Genomic DNA, 17,477 nt, shown 5'->3' with positions numbered 1-17,477 from the left:
ATGTCTGTTAATGACGAATCGTCATTAAACAATGTGAAAAAAACGGTGTTGCCACCGTTTTCCGTTGTGCGAATCTGTTAGGCCAGTTCGGTCCACTGAGACTCCAGGGCCTCTACCTCTTTGGCAAACACGGTTTCTTTCATCCGCTGTACGGATGCATGCCAGTCATGATCGGGGGTGTACGGTTTCCATTGATGACCGTCCAGCACCAGGTTGGCATGGTTGAGCAACTCGTTCTCCAGCGACATCTGCTGGCGCACGCCGCAGCGTTCCACGTTTTCCTGCAGCAATGCGATGGTGCCAAAGCTCATCGCCCACAGGGAAAACGCCACCTGCGCCGGGCTTAAATGTGGCGCCAGGTTCAGATCGCCGGTCGCCAAGCCCTCAGAAATAATGCCCAGCAGTTTGCCCAGCAGCTGGGTTTCCAGCTCTTTGTGCTCCTCCTGACGCTTCTGTGAACTCTTCTCGGTCACAGACGGCGTCTTAGCGGAGATCACCATCATAAATTCCGTAGGATTCAGCTGGGAATGCAGCATGTAGCCGATACCAATCGCCAGCATCTTCTCGCGGCTGTTGCCGTCGAAGGAGGCTGCCCGGAAGAAAATATCCGACAGGCGCGTCACGCTGCGATTACACAGGGCTGTCAGCAGGTCTTCCTTACAGCTGAATGTGTTGTACACGGTGCCTTTGGAGTACGGCACCAGCGTCACCACCTTATCGATGGTCAGGCCAGACACGCCATCCCGGGCGATAATATTCAGTGCCGCCTGCATCATCTCTTCTTCACGCGCTTCCCGCGTGGCATCGTCAATATATCTAGGACTCATATACCCGGTAACTGAGTTTTAAATGACGTTACGTCAACAATAAACGAAGGGGATCATATAGGGCAAGGTGCGAATTGGGAACAATGATGTTCGTTTTGTGAACAATAAAGGCAACAATCCGGGAGACCGATCCGGATTGCGCTATTGTTGTGGTCGCGCCCTGCCCCGTTTCTGCGGAATTAGTAGTCCAGGCAGAGGTACTTCAGAGTTTCGATCACCTGCTCGGTGTTCTCAGCCACGGCGTGTGCCGCTGCATCAATCTCTTTCAGTGGGTGGGTCAGCTCAGGGGCGTGCTCTACGATCAGGGACTTACCCAGTGCTACTGCGATACCCGCATCAAACGCCGCGTTCCATTGACGGTATTTTTCGCCGAAACGTACCACAACGATATCCGCACGTTTCAGGGCGGTCATGTGACGCATGCTGTTGATCTTCGCTGCCTTGTGGTCTTTCCAGAATGCGTTCTCCTCGGCACCCAGCAGCTCGTCGCCGCAGTTGTCGCTGGAGTCGTGATCGGTGTTTGGGGTCAGGATCTCGACCGGTAGACCGTTCATCTCAACGGCACGTTTGATCTGATCGCGCCAGTCAGTGTGAATTTCACCGGAAAGATAGAGGGCGTAACGCATGTTAAAGCTCCAGAAATTGGTCAGGTGATCCATCCCATCCGGGTGAACGACCTGGCTCAGAGAGAGTTGATATTCGTTAGGCACAGACAGCGAGGTTACGTTCCATGATTCAAAGCCGTCGCTGCAAACGCAAAGGATAAGCATCGCATCTCGGACGATGCAGTCAACTGCTCGCCATGACCGGGATGCGAAAACGTTCCCGAATGCTGAAATCTGTACGCTCAGGTGTGCCTATTGTAGGGGGAAACGGGCCGAGCGGGGTTCAGCCCTTAGTCTGAACCCTTGTCGGTATTACATCGGGCGATCCCCGGTTGGCATGGTACCCCGACCGACGCCCCGTTAGCGGCGCCAGAAGGTTGGTGTAAACAGTACCAGCAGGGTGAATACTTCCAGACGGCCCAGCAGCATGGCAAAACACAGCACCCACTTGGCGGTGTCGTTGATATCACCGTAGTGGGCGGAGACATCACCCAGGCCCGGGCCCAGGTTGTTGAGGGTGGCACCCACGGCTGACCAGGCGGTGACCTGATCCAGGCCGGTACCCAGCAGGATGATCAGCATAACCACAAACACGATCAGGTACACGGAGAAGAAGCCCCAGACCGCTTCCAGTACCCGGTCGGAGATCGGCGCGTTACCCAGTTTCACCGGGATCACGGCGTTGGGGTGCACCAGACGTTTGATCTCGCGGTAGCCCTGCTTGAGGATCAGCAGGATACGGATCACCTTCATACCGCCACCGGTGGAGCCGGCACAACCGCCAGCAAACGCCGCTACAAACAGCAGGAACGGCAGCATGGTTGGCCAGTGGGCAAAGTCGGCGGTGGCAAAACCGGTGGTGGTGGCGATAGAGACGACCATAAACGCGGACTTACGCAACGAATCTTCCGGCGTGTAGGTGTTGGTCACCACCAGCGCAATAAAGGAGAGCGCGATGATCGCCCCCAGGATCGACAGGTAGAACTGGAATTCCGGATCGGTGAAATAGTGCTTCAGGCTGCGGTGTTTCCAGGCAAAGAAGTGCAGGCTGAAGTTGATGCCGGAGAGCACCATAAAGACGATCGCGATCCCCTCGATCAGCGCGGAATCGTAATAACCGATACTGGCATCGTGGGTGGAGAAGCCACCAATCGCCACGGTAGAGAAACTGTGACCGACTGCGTCAAAAAGCTCCATCCCGGCCGCCCAATAACCCAAAGTACAGAGGATGGTCAGCGACAGGTAGATGTACCAGAGCGCTTTGGCGGTTTCGGTGATACGTGGGGTCAGCTTGGAATCTTTTACCGGTCCCGGCGTTTCTGCCCGGTACAACTGCATACCCCCGATGCCCAGCATCGGCAGGATCGCCACGGCCAGTACGATAATCCCCATACCACCCAGCCACTGCAGCTGCTGACGGTACCAGAGGATCGATTCCGGCAGACTGTCGATGCCGGTCATCACTGTGGCTCCGGTGGTGGTCAGGCCCGACAGTGACTCGAACAGCGCGTCTACAAAGGATAGATGTGGGTCATCTGCCAACATCAGCGGCAGAGAACCGAACAGGCCCAGTACCGCCCAGAACAGCACGGTTATCAGGAAGCCGTCACGGGTGCGCAGATCCTGCCGCACCCTATATACCGGTATCCAGAGCAGGAAGCCGGTGACAAGGGTGATGGCGAAACCGGCACCAAACGCCATGAAGGCGTTGTCTTCATAGTGCATGGAGACCAGCATCGGCGGCAGCATGGTAAAGCTGAAGATCATCAGCAGGATGCCAAGTATGCGAAGGATCACCTTGTAGTGCATCAATAGGTCCTGATCAGAAGAATGCTAGGCCAACCTGGAAGAGTCGCTCGACTTCCCCAATCCGTTTCTTGTCGACCAGGAAGAGGATCACGTGGTCGCCGTTTTCTACCATCACATCGTCGTGGGCGATCAGTACTTCCTCATCACGCACGATCGCACCGATGGTGGTGCCCGGAGGCAGGTTGATCTCTTCGATGGTGCGTCCCACCACCTTGGAGGAGCGTTTGTCACCGTGGGCCACCGCCTCCAGCGCTTCCGCCGCACCGCGGCGCAGGCTGTGTACCGCTGCCACGTCACCACGACGTACGTGGGTCAGCAATGCGCCGATGGTGGTCTGCTGCGGCGAGATCGCGATGTCGATCGCGCCGCCCTGCACCAGATCCACGTAGGCCGGGTTGTTAATCAGTGTCATCACCGTACGTGCGCCCAGGCGCTTGGCCAGCATGGAGGCCATGATGTTGGCTTCGTCATCGTTGGTCAGAGCGCAGAATACGTCGGTATCCTCGATGTTCTCCTCCAGCAGCAGGTCGCGGTCGGAGGCGCTGCCCTGCAGCACGATGGTGTTGTTGAGGCTACGGGCCAGCAGGTTGCAGCGCTGGATGTTGCGCTCGATGATTTTCACCTGGAAGCTGTCTTCGATACTTTCCGCCAGGCGGGCTCCGATGTTACCGCCACCGGCGATCATGATGCGCTTGTACGGGCGGTCGAGGCGGCGCAGCTCGCTCATTACGGCGCGGATGTCACGCTTGGCGGCGATGAAGAACACCTCGTCGTCCGCTTCGATCACGGTGTCGCCTTTTGGAATGATCGGGCTGCCGCGACGGAAGATCGCCGCTACGCGGGTATCTACCGACGGCATATGGGCACGCAGGAAGGAGATCTCGCGTCCCACCAGCGGGCCGCCGTAATAGGCTTTTACCGCCACCAACTGGGCCTTGCCGTCGGCAAAGTCCAGTACCTGCAGAGCACCCGGGTGCTGGATCAAACGCTTGATGTGGCGTGTTACCAATTGCTCCGGGCTGATCAGTACGTCAACCGGAATCCCCTTCGGGCTGAAGATGGAGTGGTTCTTCTTCAGGTAATCGTGCTCACGTACGCGGGCAATCTTGGTTGGGGTGTTGAACAAGGTCTGGCTGATCTGACAGGCGATCATGTTGACCTCGTCGGAGTTGGTCACCGCGATCAGCATGTCGGCATCCTGGGCGCCGGACTGGGCCAGGACGGTTGGGTACGAGGCCTTGCCCTCGACGGTACGGATATCAAGACGGTCCTGCAGTTCACGCAGGCGGGCAGTGTCTGTGTCGACAATGGTGATATCGTTGGCTTCGCTGGCAAGGTTCTCTGCCAGAGTGCCGCCTACCTGCCCTGCTCCGAGGATAATGATCTTCATGATCTGACTTTATTCACCCACTGCCTGATCAGCTGTTTTGGTCAGCAACGCGTAGTAGAAACCGTCGTGCCCCTGAGGTTGCGGGAACAGTTGTCGGCCGTACGGTCGACTGACACCCCACTCTCCGCTCAGCGGCAGATGCTGTGCATCGCTCTGCTGGGCAAGGAACCGTTTCATCAGGCGTTCATTCTCCTGCGGGAAGATCGAACAGGTGGCGTAGAGCAATTTGCCGCCCGGCGCTAACATCCGCCAGAGATTCTGCAATATCTTTAACTGGATATCGGCCTGAGCGGCGATATCCTCACCTTTGCGAAGGTATTTTATATCCGGGTTGCGACGAATAACACCGGTAGCGGAACATGGCGCGTCCAGCAGGATGCGGTCATAGGCCTCGCCGCTCCACCAGGAATCGCTGCTGGCGTCGGCAATGTGCAGCGTTGCTTCCAGCTGCAGACGCTGCAGGTTGTCGTGGATACGCGCACAACGGCGCTCTTCCAGTTCAACCGCATCCACCTGGGCCAGGTTGGGTTCCTGCTCCAGGATATGGCACAGCTTACCGCCCGGTGCCGCACAGGCATCAAGCACACGCTGGCCCGGCTGCAGATCGAGCAGTTCACCGGAAAGCTGGGCCGCTTCGTCCTGCACACTGAACAGGCCGTCGCTGTACCCTGGCAGGGAAACCACGTCGAACGGTTCACTCAGGGTGACGCCGTGGCTGCTGAACGGGGTGGCGATGGCTCCGATCCCCTCTTTATCCAGCATAGCCAGAAAATCGTCACGGCTGATCTTGCGCTGGTTTACGCGCAACGTCAGTGGCGCTTCATCGTCGTTGTTGCCGTCGATGATCTGCTGCCAGTGATCCGGCCAGTTGTTCTTCACCTTGCCGATAAACCACTCCGGGTGGTTGTAGCGCCCGGCCTCGCTCTCATCGACCATCTGCTCCAATGCTTCCTGTTGGCGCTGATAGCTGCGCAACACACCGTTGATCACCTTGGCGGCCCAGGATTTTTTCAGGCCGTGGGCGGCTTCAACCGTTTCGTTGATGGCGGCATGTGCGGGTACGCGAAGGCTGCGAAGTTGGTAAATACCCACTAACAACAGGGCGCGAATATCAAAGTCGTTGGGTTTGAACGGGCGCTTTAGCAGTTTGGCGGCGATCAGGTTGAGCTGGGTAATGTCGCGCATGGTGCCGTAGCAGAGCTGTCGCAGCAGGCCGCGGTCGCGCTCCGGGCAGCGGTTAACTGCTGTCGGCATGATGGCATTGAGGGAGCCCTGGTGGCGCAGCAGTGGCTCGAGGGTTTCGGCAGCCAGTTGTCTTACGTTCATCGCTTAGTCCAGTTGCTTACCGACGGGGAACAGATCGCGCTTGGCGTTTAGGACGGCAGCTGTATCCAGCGGTTTGCCGCCTGGCAGCTGTACCTTGGTCAGTAGCAGGCTACCTTCGCCACAGGCGATACGCAGGGTTTTCTTGGTCACTTCCGCGACAGCACCCGGTGCTTGGTCGCAGGTATCGGTGGAGGCCTTGGCGCCCCAGATACGCATGGTTTTGCCGTCGAGGCCACAGTAGGCCACCGGCCATGGGGAGAGACCGCGGATCTGGCGCTCGATCTCCACCGCAGAACGGGACCAGTCGATCTCGCCTTCCTGCTTCTCCAGCTTGTGGGCGTAGTTGGCCAGGCTATCGTCCTGCTTTTCCGGCTCCGCCTTGCCTTCACTGATCAGTGCCAGGGCGGCCACCAGGGCTTCAGCGCCCTGCTCGGCCAGGCGGTCATGCAAGGCACCGCTGGTGTCGTCCGCAGCGATTGGCATCTCGGTCTTGTACAGCATATCGCCGGTATCCAGGCCTACATCCATCTGCATGATGGTGATGCCGGTCAGCTCGTCACCCGCCAGTACGGCACGGTGAATCGGCGCCGCACCACGCCAGCGGGGCAGCAGAGAGCCGTGTACGTTGATACAACCCAGACGTGGGGTATCCAATACCGCTTTCGGCAGCAGCAGGCCGTAAGCCACAACGACCATGATGTCCGCATCCAGTGCCGCCAGTTCGGCTTGTTCTGCTTCACCTTTCAGACTCAACGGCTGATACACCGGAATCTCGTGTTCCAGCGCCAGTTTCTTCACCGGGCTTGGGGTGAGTTTGCGACCGCGACCCGCCGGACGGTCCGGCTGGGTATAAACAGCGATCACCTCATGCTTGGAGGTGAGCAGCGCCTGCAGGCTGGAGGCGGCAAAATCCGGCGTACCGGCAAAGACAATACGAAGTGGCTTGGACATCTATCAACTCCTGAAACCAAAACAGGTTTGTCACGGCAGCTGCGCATAAGATGCAGCTGTCCGGCAAACCTGTTGTCGGGCAGTTCAGAGGACACGCTTAGGCGTGCGCTTCCTGACGGTGTTTCTTTTCCAGCTTGCCGCGGATGCGGTTGCGCTTAAGGGCAGAGATATGGTCTACGAACAGCTTACCGTTGAGGTGATCCAGTTCGTGCTGTACACAGACTGCCAGCAGATCATCCGCTTCGAAGCTGTACTCTTCACCGTCACGGTTCAGGGCAGTGACACGGATGTGCTGTGGGCGCACCACGTCTTCGTAGTAACCCGGCACGGAGAGACAACCTTCCTGGTACTTGTAAGGCGTTTCGTCCAGGACCTCAAAGGTTGGGTTGATCATCACGATCGGATCGCTCTGATCTTCCGACAGGTCCATAGTGACGATGCGCTGGTGGATGTCCACCTGGGTTGCGGCAAGGCCAATTCCCGGTGCGTCGTACATGGTTTCGAACATGTCATCGACGATCTTACGGATCTCATCGTTGACCTCGGTCACCGGTTCAGCCACCGTGCGTAGACGTGGGTCCGGAAATTCTAGAATGTTAAGTTTTGCCATCGTTTCTTCGGGTTGATACGGTTGTTACTATTTTAGTGATTCGTAATAGCCGTAAATCATCAAATTGGGATGGTTGCTGCCGATACACCAAATAGACGTGAACGGCTGGTAACCTACTAGCTACATATTATACCGATTGCGACGCTCAATGCATTGTCGTTACGCCGTTTGACCTGATCTTGTGATTCGGGTCTCCGCTGCACGACATCAAAGGACACGGAAATGAAAAAGTTTCTCTGCGCTCTGGCCGCTGTATGGCTGCTGGTCAGTACACCGGCACACGCCAATGCCCGAAAAGATGTATTGCAACTCAGGGAAGACCGGCCGCAGGAATATGTGGTGGTGAAAGGCGATACCCTTTGGGATATCTCCGCGCGTTTTCTGGAAAGCCCGTGGCGCTGGCCGGAAGTCTGGGATATGAATGTGGAGATCCACAACCCGCACCTGATCTATCCCGGCGATATCATCTACCTGGTATGGGAAAACGGCAAACCGAAGCTGAAAGTGCGCCGTGGTATGCGTAAGCTCAGTCCGACCGCCCGCGCCGAGCCGCTGGATCGTGCTATTCCAGCAATCCCACTGAAAGATATTCTCAGCTTTCTGGAAGAGACCCGTGTCATCGACCGTGAGCGTTTCGAGCAGGCGCCGTATGTATTGGCAGGCAAAAACCAGCGTCTGATCGCCGGTGCCGGTGACCGCATCTACGCACGCGGTGAATTGCTGGAAGAGCTTCCCCGTCAGGCGGTGTACCGCGCCACCAATGAATACGTGGATCCGGATACCGAAGAGGCGCTGGGGTATGAGCTGACCAAGGTCTCCGACGTGTCCGTGATAGCGGAAAACGACGATGTCATTAGTCTGAACGTGAATCGCTCGGTACTGGAAACCCGTGCTCTTGACCGTGTCATTCCGGCTGCAGAGGAACGGATCCAGTCTGTGTTCTATCCTAAACCGTCTCCGGAAGCGCTGACTGGCAAGATCCTCTCCGTACTGGGCGCAGTGAACGACGGTGGCCAGTTTGATGTGGTGGCCCTGAACCGCGGTGTGCGCGAAGGGTTGGAAGCCGGTCACGTGTTTGCGATCTACCGCACCGGTGAAACCGTGGTCGATCCGATCACCAAAGAGAAGATCCAGCTACCGGCTGAGCGTTCCGGTGTCCTGATGGTGTTCAAGACGTTCGAGAAGGTCTCTTACGGCCTGGTGATGATGAGCACCAACGTGGTGTCCGTCGGCGACGAGATCCGCGAACCCTAAGTACTTAACGAAATAACCAAGATTGGAGCCGCAATGTAAGCGGCTCCAATGGATTTACAAGGAAGGTATCATGCACAGTGATCCGATGGAGTGGGTCGCCCTTTCTGCCCTGCCACGCGTAGGGGCGGCGACAATTAAACGCTTGCTGGACGAAGGCTGGACGCCTGAGCGGGTGCTCAACGCCAGTGATGCTGACTGGGAGTGGCTGGGTTTTAATTTCCTGGCACGCCAGAATCTGCAGCAGTATCAGCAAAACCGCGGCCCGATGCGCGAACTGCAGTTGCAGGTGCGGGAGTGGTTGCGTACCCCGGATAGCCATTTATTAACGCTGGATAGTCCTGACTACCCTACCCTGCTGAAACAGATCTCCGATCCACCCCCGATCCTCTACGTACGGGGTGACGTTGATGTCTTACACCTGCCGCAGATCGCGATGGTGGGCAGCCGCAACGCCAGTCGCGCTGGGGTTCAGCATTCCAGTGAGTTTGCCACGGCTTTGAGTCAGGCTGGCCTGATCGTGACCTCCGGTATGGCCCACGGTATCGATGGCGCCGCGCACCAGGCAGCGGTCAAACTGAATAAACCCACCGTTGCGGTATTTGGCACTGGTGCGGATGTGCTCTATCCGGCACGACACCGCATGCTGGCCGCACAGATCCTGGAGACCGGCGGGGTATGGGTGAGCGAGCTGCCTCCGGGCACCGGTCCGCTGGGGCACAACTTCCCGCGCCGCAACCGTATTATCAGTGGACTCAGCGCTGGCGTGCTGGTGGTGGAAGCCGCACCGCGCAGTGGTTCGCTGATCACCGCCCGACAGGCACTGGAGCAGGGACGTGAAGTGTTTGCCCTGCCAGGCTCGCTCAACAACCCACTGAGTCAGGGCTGCCATGCATTGATCCGCGAAGGTGGCCAGCTGGTTTCAACCGTTGACCATATTCTGGAGCAACTGGCGCCGATGCTGGGTGCGTACGCGTCTCCTCAGGTGGAAGAGAAGCAGTTGCCGCCTGACCTGTCGGCGCAGGAGCATAACCTTTTACAGGCGTTGGGATTCGAGCAGGTTTCGATGGATCAGCTGGTATCGCTCACCGGTATTGGCGTGGCGGACCTCAATGTGCTGTTGATCTCCCTGGAGCTGAAAGGCCTGATCGAAAACAGCGGTGATGGCTACTGTCGGATCTGAAATCGGCAAAACCGAATGCAGGCTCTACAACGGGTACAGGCGCCGTTAACTCTGGCCTGAGCAGCCCCGCGGTATTGGCCGGAAGCAGGCTTGCAAGCTGTGCGTTGAACGTTTAGTGTTCCGTTCAGCGTCCAGGCCTGATGTGACCTAGCCGGTGATCTCCGGTGTTATGAACACCGTCCGAGAAATGATACCCAAGCTGTTCAGGGTCGTCCCCTTAATCAGACCGGTGGACAGGACGCTGATACACGCAGTGTTGGGATGGCAGAGTAATGGCGAGCAATCAGTATATAAACCCATGGCACGTTGATCAGTGTGTCCGTGCGATGCAACAGGGCGGCGTGATCGCCTATCCAACGGAAGCAGTCTGGGGTGTGGGCTGTGACCCTTTCAACGAAGAAGCCCTGGAACGTCTGCTGCAACTGAAAAGCCGGCCACGCCATAAGGGTGTGATCCTGGCGGCAGGTTCGCTGGATCAGGTGGAGCCTTTGCTTGCCCGCCTGGAGCCGGAGCAGCGCCAGAAAGTGGAAGCCACCTGGCCGGGGCCTGTGACCTGGTTGCTGCCCGATCCTGACCATCTGGTGCCGGAGTGGATCAAAGGCAAACACAGCAGCGTTGCCGTACGGGTGTCTGACCACCCGGTGGTGCAGGCGTTGTGTAAACGCTTTGGCGGGCCGATCGTCTCAACCTCCGCGAATCCGGCAGGTGCCCAGCCTGCGCGTGATATGCTGAGAGTGAATCTTTACTTCGCGAATCGAATCGATGCAGTAATGCCGGGCCATGTGGGCAAACTGGCACAGCCAACCCAGATTCGCGACCTGATCACGGAATCCGTGATCCGAACCTGATTTTAATCCCGATTTTAATCCTAGGACCCAAGGAGTTTGCCATGTCAGCACCTGACATCGGAGCTGTAAAAGAATACCTCATGTCTCTGCAGGACAATATTTGTCAGGCGTTAGAGCAGGCAGACGGCAAAGCCCGTTTTGTTGAAGACTCCTGGGATCGCGCTGCCGGTGGCGGTGGTCGCACCCGCGTGATCACCGACGGTGCGGTGATCGAAAAAGGCGGGGTAAACTTCTCCCACGTATTCGGTGACAAACTGCCGGGTTCTGCGACAGCGCACCGTCCGGAACTGGCGGGCCGCAGCTTCCAGGCGATGGGTGTTTCTCTGGTCATTCACCCACACAACCCATACGTACCCACCTCCCACGCTAACGTACGTTTCTTCATCGCCGAGAAGGAAGGTGAAGATCCGGTATGGTGGTTTGGTGGCGGTTTCGACCTGACCCCCTACTACGGCAACGACGACGATTGCCGTCACTGGCACCAGGTGGCAAAAGACGCCTGCGAGCCGTTTGGCGAAGAGATCTACCCACGCTTCAAACAGTGGTGTGATGACTACTTCTACCTCAAACACCGCGACGAACCGCGTGGTATCGGCGGCCTGTTCTTCGACGACCTGAACGAGCTGGGCTTCGACGACAGTTTTGCCCTGATGCGCTCTATCGGTGACGCGTACGTGCCGGCAATTGTTCCGATCATCGAAAAACGTAAAGACACAGAGTATGGCGAGCGCCAGCGTGACTTCCAGCTGCACCGCCGTGGCCGCTACGTGGAATTTAACCTGGTCTTCGACCGTGGCACCCTGTTTGGTCTGCAGTCCGGTGGCCGTACCGAGTCGATCCTGATGTCCCTGCCACCGGAAGTACGCTGGAGCTACGACTGGCAGCCGGAAGAAGGTTCTGAAGAGGCGGTGCTGTACGAGCGCTACCTGAAACCGCGTGAATGGCTGGAGGTTTAAGATGAGCGACCGCTACGCGGTATTCGGGAATCCGATCAAACATTCCAAATCGCCGCAGATCCACACCGCGTTTGCTGAGCAAACTACGCAGACGCTGAGCTACGATGCGATCTGTGTGGAGGAAGGTGGTTTTCCTGCGGCTGTGGATAACTTTCTGCAGGGCGAAGGCAAAGGCCTGAACATCACCATCCCGTTTAAGCAGGAAGCCTGGCAGATGGCGGAGCAGCGCTCTGCCCGCGCTGAGCTGGCCGGAGCCGTGAATACCCTGTACCGCGACGCCGAAGGCCTGCTCTGTGGCGACAACACCGACGGCGTGGGCATGGTGCGTGACATCGTTGAGAACAACGGCGGCACCATCACCGGGGCCGATGTGCTGATCCTGGGTGCCGGTGGTGCCGTACGTGGTGTATTGCAGCCGGTACTGGAGCAGAAACCAAACCGTGTGGTGATCGCCAACCGTACCGCGTCCAAGGCGGAAGACCTGGCGGCGCTGGTGGCGGACCTGGGCGAGGTGGAAGGTTGTGGTTTCGATGCCCTGCCCGGTCAGCAGTTTGATCTGGTGATCAACGGCACGGCCGCCAGCCTGCAGGGTGAAGTCCCTCCTCTGCCGGATGACCTGCTGAAAAGCGGTGCCTGGTGCTACGACATGATGTACGGTGCCGACGTCACCGCCTTCTGTCAGTGGGCCAATGAGCACGGTGCTGAACAGGCGATCGATGGTCTGGGTATGCTGGTGGAACAGGCGGCGGAATCGTTCTACATCTGGCGTGGTGTGCGGCCGGAGACTGCACCGGTGATCGCCACCCTGCGTGCCGCGCTAACCCCTTGATTTAAAGGCCCCAAACCAAAGTTTAGTATTCAGGTCCAGCTTGCGAATATGCACTTTGCGGCGTATAACTAGTTGTACACTCCTGCCGTTGCGGTGGGCCCGCTTAGCTGATTGTGGGGATGTCACATGGAACTGGATACTAAGCTTAACCCGACCGATCTGTACCGCATTTGCGACCCCGACCTGCTGCCTTTTAAGACCACCGAAACGCTGGAGCCCTTCAGCGGATTCTTTGGTCAGGAACGTGCCATAGAGGCGATGGAGTTTGGCGTCGGTATGGACCGACCCGGCTATAACCTCTTTGTGATGGGTAACCCCCACACCGGCCGTTTCTCCTTTGCCATGGACAGCCTGAAAACGGTTGCCAAGAAAGAGCGCAAACCCACCGATTGGGTGTATCTCAACAACCTTGAGGACCGTCGTCACCCGATTGCGCAGCAGTTTCCCGCAGGTAAGGCACACCGATTCGAACGTGATATCAAAAACCTGCTCGAAGCGATCATGGCAGAGCTGCCAGCTGCATTTGAGAATCCGGCTTATCAACGCAAGAAAGCGTCTGTCGAGCGTGGTTTTAACCGCATGTACGACCAGGCGATCGAAACGGTTGACCGCCGTGCCCGCGAACACAGTATTGCCATCTACCGCGACGCCGGTACCATCGGCTTTACCCCGGTGGCCGATGGCCAGGCGATGGATGAAGCCGCATTTTCCCAACTGCCGGAAGAGATTCGTGACGCCTTTACCCGCGCCATCTCTGAGCTGGAGGAGTATCTCAACGACTGCCTGACCGAGCTGCCCCAGTGGCGCCGGGAAGCGGCCGACAAGATGAAACATCTGGATCGTGATACCGCCCGTGCAGCCGTGACCCCGCTGATCCAGCCGCTGAAAGAGAAATACAGCAACATCCACGGTGTATCGTACTATCTGGATCAGCTGGAAAATTCCCTGGTTAAGAACAGCGCCGAGTTGGTGGGTGACGATAAGCTGGAACCGCGCAGTGACGCCAGCCGCCGCAGTTATATGGAAGAGACCTACGGCGTGAACATGCTGGTCGATAATGGGAAGACCAAAGGTGCGCCGGTGGTGCACGAGTCCCACCCGACCTATGAGAACCTGTTCGGGCGCGTGGAATACAGTTCCGATATGGGGGCGCTGATTACCAACTACCAGCTGATTCGTCCCGGTGCCCTGCACCAGGCCAACGGTGGTTACCTGGTGCTGGAAGCAGAGAAGCTGCTGGAGCAGCCGTTTGTCTACGCCGCACTGAAACGTGCGTTGAAATCCCACGAAATTCGCATCGAAAGCCCTGCCAGTGAACTGACCGGCATCAGTACCATCACCCTGAACCCGCAGGCGATTCCGTTGCACGTGAAGGTGGTGCTGATCGGCAGCCGGGATATCTACTACCTGCTGCAGGAGCTGGATCACGATTTCGAGAAGATGTTCCGTGTGGTGGTTGATTTCGACGAAGATGTTAACCGTTCGCCGCAGATGATCCGCAACTACGCCCGCCTGATGAAAACCCTGGTGGACGAGGAACATCTGGCCCCGTTAACGCGTCAGGCGGTGGCCCGTTTGGTGGAACACAGCTCCCGCCTGTCGCAGGATCAGGAGCTGCTCTCCGCCCATATCGGCGAGCTGGTGGATCTGCTCTGTGAGGCTGACTTTAAGCGCGCCAAGACCGGCGACAAGGTTATCGAAGCCAAGCACGTGGAGATGGCGCTGGATGCCAAAGAGCGTCGCACGTCACGTCTGTCAGAGAAGATCCGCGACAGCATTCTCAACGAAACCGTGCTGATCGATACTGCCGGCCAGGCGGTGGGTAAATCCAACGGCCTGACGGTACTGCAGGTGGGGGATGTCTCCTTTGGTACCCCGGCACGGATTACCGCCACAGTGCATCCGGGTAACCGTGGCATCGTGGATATCGAACGCGAAGTGACGCTGGGGCAGCCGATCCACTCCAAAGGCGTCCTGATCCTGTCCGGTTATCTGGGCCACCAGTACGCGCAGGACTTCCCGCTAACTCTGTCAGCCAGTATCGCCCTGGAGCAATCCTACGGTTACGTGGACGGTGACAGTGCTTCAATGGCGGAGATTTGTACTCTGATCTCGGCCCTGACCCATATCCCAATCAACCAGCAGTTTGCCATCACCGGATCGATCAACCAGTACGGTGAGGTGCAGGCGATTGGTGGGGTGAACGAAAAGATCGAAGGATTCTTCCAACTGTGTCAGCTGCGTGGCCTGACGGGAGAACAGGGAGTTGTTATTCCACGTGCCAACGTACGTAATCTGATGCTCAAGAAAGAAGTTGTGGATGCCGTGGCAGAGGGACTGTTCCACGTGCACGCCGTATCCAGTGTTGACCAGTGTCTTGAGATTTTAATGGGAAGGAAAGCAGGCAGCCGTAAGGAAGACGGCAGTTTCACCCAGCGCAGTGTTAACCACAAAGTTGTGTTGCGCCTGCGGGAGCTTGCTAAAGCAAAGGCGTAAGCCTGGGAATGCAATGAAACAGGAAGTGCAACACTCGGAAATGCTCGCCGTCCTGGCGAGCATAGCGGCAGACTGTCTTTCTTACGACGACTTTGAACAGGTAATTGAACGCACACTGGCCTCTTTGGGCCGGACTGTGGCAGTAGCCCACACCTCATTGTATGACTGTGAACACGATACACTGGGCGCTTGCCAGGTGGTGCAGCGTGGATGCTGGTTTGATGAAACCGACAGCGCCGGCAACCTGGTGTTTGATTTCAGCAGCGATGCGGCAAATGAGTGGCTGCACCTGCTTAATCAGGGGGACAGTGTTCGTTTGGGAAGCGCGCAGCTAAGCGCGCTTCTGCCCGGACAGGTCCACGCGTTGGACACCCTGCTGATGATTCCTCTCAACCGCAACAGTCAGCGATGCCAGGGCTTTATGCTGTTTGCCGATCGCGACCATAAAAACTGGTCATCGGTAACCCTGGATATGCTGAAAGTGGCGGCAGAGCTGTTCAGTACGGCTATGGACAACGAAAAGCGGATGCTTGATCACCAGTTGGCCACGGCGGTGTTCGACAAGGCTTCTGAGGGGATCATGGTCACTGACGAGCGTGGCCAGATCCTCAGTATCAACCCGGCATTTACCAACATCACTGGTTACAGCCTGCGCGAATGTCTGGGGAAGACCCCCGCGATCCTCAAGTCCGGCCGCCACGACGAGGAGTTCTATTCCCGCATGTGGCAACAGCTGCAGGAGAACGGCCAGTGGCAGGGTGAAGTATGGAACCGCCGCAAGAACGGCGAACTTTATCCGGAATGGCTCTCCATCTCTGCCCTGCCTGATGCCCATGGTAAGCCCCACCGTTACATCGGTATCCTGTCGGATATCACCTCCCTGAAGCGTGCCCACGCCCAGGTGGAACACCTGGCGATGCATGATCCGCTCACCGGCCTGCCCAACCGCCGTATGTTTATGGAGAACCTGGAGCGGTTGATGGCGCACGCGCAGCGCAGCGGTCAGCTGCTGGCACTGCTGTTTATCGATCTGGACGGCTTTAAGCTGGTGAACGACAGCCTGGGTCACCATGTGGGTGACCGTCTGTTGCAGTCGGTGGCCACCTGTCTCAAGTCGCAGCTGCGCGCCGACGACCTGCTGGCCCGTATGGGCGGCGACGAGTTTGTGCTGTTGGTGAACGGTTACGACAGTCCGGATCAGCTGGCGAAAATTGCCACCAAGATCCTGCATGTGCTGCAACACCAGGACGGTCAGCCGAGTGGCCGGATCGAGATCGGGGCCAGTATTGGTATCGCCCTCTTTCCGGAGAATGTGGACGACGGCGACCAGCTTATCCGTAACGCCGATATGGCGATGTACCGGGCCAAGGAGAACGGTAAGAACCAGTACCACTTCTACGAAACCAAACTGTCGGAAGAGGTGGTACGCCGCTACGTGCTGGAGCGCGAGCTGCGGGTTGCCTTGGAAGAGGAACAGCTGGAGGTGTATTACCAGCCGCAGCTGAATATCGACGGTACTGCATTAGTGGGTGTGGAGGCGCTGGTACGCTGGCCGCATCCAGAACGCGGTGTGTTACCGCCGTCTGAATTCCTGCCGGTGGCGATGAGCAGCGGCCTGGCCTATCCGCTGTTTAAGGTGGTGTTCCTGCAGGTGTGCCGTTTTATGACCCTGATGGATAAACAGGAGGTGGTGATTCCGAAGGTGGCGATCAATATTGCCGGTATCGAGCTGATCACCAACGGCTGCTGTAACCTGATCATCGATTCCCTGCGCAGCTTTGGTATCGATCCACGCCGGGTGGAGTTTGAGGTGACCGAAACCCTGCTGATGCACTCACTGGACGATTTGGCCGAGGTGCTGGATCGATTGCGCAAGGAAGGTTTGCAGATCTCCATCGATGACTTTGGCACCGGCTACTCCTCCCTTTCCCGTTTGCGCGAACTGCCGATCGATATGCTGAAGATCGACAAAACCTTCGTGCAGGGGATCTCTCAGGAGAGCAGTGACGAGGCAATTGTGCGGGCGATCATCTCCATGGCGAACAGCCTGCAGTTGAAGGTGATTGCCGAAGGGATCGAAACCCACGGCCAGCTCGACTTCTTGCGTGGCGAGGGCTGTGAGTTGATTCAGGGATTCCTCTACGCCGAACCGATGAAAGGAGAGCGGCTGGCGGAACATATCGCCAACGCCAGCTACCAGCTCAAGAAGCACGATTGAGTGCTGCTTAAAAACGCAAAAAAGGGACCTAAGGGTCCCTTTCAGGTTGCTGACGAACCCCGCTTTTTAGCGGGGTTCTCTCTTTTAAAGGCTTATCGCACGGTTTCCAGCGATCAGTGAAGCCTTAACGATGAATGTGCGTTTCCGGCCCTCATAGGCAGCCCTGCTCTCCCAGTTG

The 17,477-nt window shown here is 57.6% G+C and carries 14 protein-coding genes; 7 read left to right on the top strand and 7 right to left on the bottom strand.

Features of this window, described 5'->3' with window-relative positions; genetic code table 11:
• Positions 1-77: 77 nt before the first annotated feature.
• The 7 genes from ACEQ15_RS16025 to def all read right to left on the bottom strand — a co-directional run bounded on the left by ACEQ15_RS16025 (position 78) and on the right by def (position 7,518).
• Positions 78-827, bottom strand: a complete 750-nt coding sequence (locus ACEQ15_RS16025) for a TetR/AcrR family transcriptional regulator (protein ID WP_370280246.1) — start codon at positions 825-827, stop codon at positions 78-80.
• 179 nt (positions 828-1,006) lie between these two features.
• Complete coding sequence (locus ACEQ15_RS16020) at positions 1,007-1,453, bottom strand: YtoQ family protein (RefSeq protein ID WP_370280258.1); 447 nt, start codon at positions 1,451-1,453, stop codon at positions 1,007-1,009.
• Positions 1,454-1,792: 339 nt separating this feature from the next.
• Entirely contained in the window at positions 1,793-3,241 is a 1,449-nt protein-coding gene (locus ACEQ15_RS16015) for a TrkH family potassium uptake protein (RefSeq protein WP_370280245.1), read from the bottom strand.
• Positions 3,242-3,254: 13 nt separating this feature from the next.
• Positions 3,255-4,631 (bottom strand): Trk system potassium transporter TrkA, encoded by a 1,377-nt coding sequence (gene trkA, locus ACEQ15_RS16010; RefSeq protein ID WP_370280244.1) that lies wholly within the window; start codon positions 4,629-4,631, stop codon positions 3,255-3,257.
• Positions 4,632-4,640: 9 nt separating this feature from the next.
• Positions 4,641-5,957: a 16S rRNA (cytosine(967)-C(5))-methyltransferase RsmB gene (rsmB, locus tag ACEQ15_RS16005; RefSeq protein ID WP_370280243.1), complete on the bottom strand. Its 1,317-nt coding sequence runs from the start codon at positions 5,955-5,957 to the stop codon at positions 4,641-4,643.
• A 3-nt stretch (positions 5,958-5,960) separates the two neighbouring features.
• A complete protein-coding gene (gene fmt / locus ACEQ15_RS16000; RefSeq protein ID WP_370280242.1) occupies positions 5,961-6,908 on the bottom strand; it encodes a methionyl-tRNA formyltransferase in 948 nt (315 codons plus the stop codon).
• Between the two features lie 97 nt (positions 6,909-7,005).
• Positions 7,006-7,518 (bottom strand): peptide deformylase, encoded by a 513-nt coding sequence (gene def / locus ACEQ15_RS15995; protein ID WP_370280241.1) that lies wholly within the window; start codon positions 7,516-7,518, stop codon positions 7,006-7,008.
• Positions 7,519-7,740: 222 nt separating this feature from the next.
• Here def and ACEQ15_RS15990 point away from each other — a divergent pair, with 222 nt between their 5' ends.
• From ACEQ15_RS15990 to ACEQ15_RS15960, 7 genes are all read left to right on the top strand, one after another.
• Positions 7,741-8,772, top strand: coding sequence for a LysM peptidoglycan-binding domain-containing protein (locus ACEQ15_RS15990; protein WP_370280240.1), 1,032 nt, complete (start codon positions 7,741-7,743; stop codon positions 8,770-8,772).
• Positions 8,773-8,842: 70 nt separating this feature from the next.
• Entirely contained in the window at positions 8,843-9,952 is a 1,110-nt protein-coding gene (gene dprA, locus ACEQ15_RS15985; protein ID WP_370280239.1) for a DNA-processing protein DprA, read from the top strand.
• Positions 9,953-10,224: 272 nt separating this feature from the next.
• Complete coding sequence (locus ACEQ15_RS15980) at positions 10,225-10,800, top strand: L-threonylcarbamoyladenylate synthase (RefSeq protein ID WP_370280238.1); 576 nt, start codon at positions 10,225-10,227, stop codon at positions 10,798-10,800.
• A 41-nt stretch (positions 10,801-10,841) separates the two neighbouring features.
• Positions 10,842-11,756 (top strand): oxygen-dependent coproporphyrinogen oxidase, encoded by a 915-nt coding sequence (gene hemF, locus ACEQ15_RS15975; RefSeq protein ID WP_370280237.1) that lies wholly within the window; start codon positions 10,842-10,844, stop codon positions 11,754-11,756.
• A gap of 1 nt (position 11,757) precedes the next feature.
• Positions 11,758-12,585, top strand: coding sequence for a shikimate dehydrogenase (aroE, locus tag ACEQ15_RS15970; RefSeq protein ID WP_370280236.1), 828 nt, complete (start codon positions 11,758-11,760; stop codon positions 12,583-12,585).
• 126 nt (positions 12,586-12,711) lie between these two features.
• Positions 12,712-15,081, top strand: a complete 2,370-nt coding sequence (locus ACEQ15_RS15965; RefSeq protein WP_370280235.1) for a Lon protease family protein — start codon at positions 12,712-12,714, stop codon at positions 15,079-15,081.
• Between the two features lie 13 nt (positions 15,082-15,094).
• A complete protein-coding gene (locus ACEQ15_RS15960) occupies positions 15,095-17,299 on the top strand; it encodes a putative bifunctional diguanylate cyclase/phosphodiesterase (RefSeq protein ID WP_370280234.1) in 2,205 nt (734 codons plus the stop codon).
• The last annotated feature ends 178 nt before the right edge of the window (positions 17,300-17,477 follow it).

The sequence above is a fragment of the Pontibacterium sp. genome (assembly GCF_964228735.1).
Lineage (GTDB): Bacteria > Pseudomonadota > Gammaproteobacteria > Pseudomonadales > Balneatricaceae > Pontibacterium.
The sequence above is the reverse complement of the archived record's forward strand: the minus strand, read 5'-3'. Positions and strand labels throughout refer to the sequence as shown.

Excerpts from the sequence above, each read along its gene's own strand:
- aroE (WP_370280236.1), top strand. The coding sequence starts at position 11,758 with ATGAGCGACCGCTACGCGGTATTCGGGAATCCGATCAAACATTCCAAA.
- hemF (WP_370280237.1), top strand. The coding sequence starts at position 10,842 with ATGTCAGCACCTGACATCGGAGCTGTAAAAGAATACCTCATGTCTCTG.
- ACEQ15_RS15965 (WP_370280235.1), top strand. The coding sequence starts at position 12,712 with ATGGAACTGGATACTAAGCTTAACCCGACCGATCTGTACCGCATTTGC.
- ACEQ15_RS15980 (WP_370280238.1), top strand. The coding sequence starts at position 10,225 with ATGGCGAGCAATCAGTATATAAACCCATGGCACGTTGATCAGTGTGTC.
- fmt (WP_370280242.1), bottom strand. The coding sequence starts at position 6,908 with ATGTCCAAGCCACTTCGTATTGTCTTTGCCGGTACGCCGGATTTTGCC.
- ACEQ15_RS15990 (WP_370280240.1), top strand. The coding sequence starts at position 7,741 with ATGAAAAAGTTTCTCTGCGCTCTGGCCGCTGTATGGCTGCTGGTCAGT.
- trkA (WP_370280244.1), bottom strand. The coding sequence starts at position 4,631 with ATGAAGATCATTATCCTCGGAGCAGGGCAGGTAGGCGGCACTCTGGCA.
- dprA (WP_370280239.1), top strand. The coding sequence starts at position 8,843 with ATGCACAGTGATCCGATGGAGTGGGTCGCCCTTTCTGCCCTGCCACGC.
- ACEQ15_RS15960 (WP_370280234.1), top strand. The coding sequence starts at position 15,095 with ATGAAACAGGAAGTGCAACACTCGGAAATGCTCGCCGTCCTGGCGAGC.
- rsmB (WP_370280243.1), bottom strand. The coding sequence starts at position 5,957 with ATGAACGTAAGACAACTGGCTGCCGAAACCCTCGAGCCACTGCTGCGC.
- ACEQ15_RS16025 (WP_370280246.1), bottom strand. The coding sequence starts at position 827 with ATGAGTCCTAGATATATTGACGATGCCACGCGGGAAGCGCGTGAAGAA.
- ACEQ15_RS16015 (WP_370280245.1), bottom strand. The coding sequence starts at position 3,241 with ATGCACTACAAGGTGATCCTTCGCATACTTGGCATCCTGCTGATGATC.
- def (WP_370280241.1), bottom strand. The coding sequence starts at position 7,518 with ATGGCAAAACTTAACATTCTAGAATTTCCGGACCCACGTCTACGCACG.
- ACEQ15_RS16020 (WP_370280258.1), bottom strand. The coding sequence starts at position 1,453 with ATGCGTTACGCCCTCTATCTTTCCGGTGAAATTCACACTGACTGGCGC.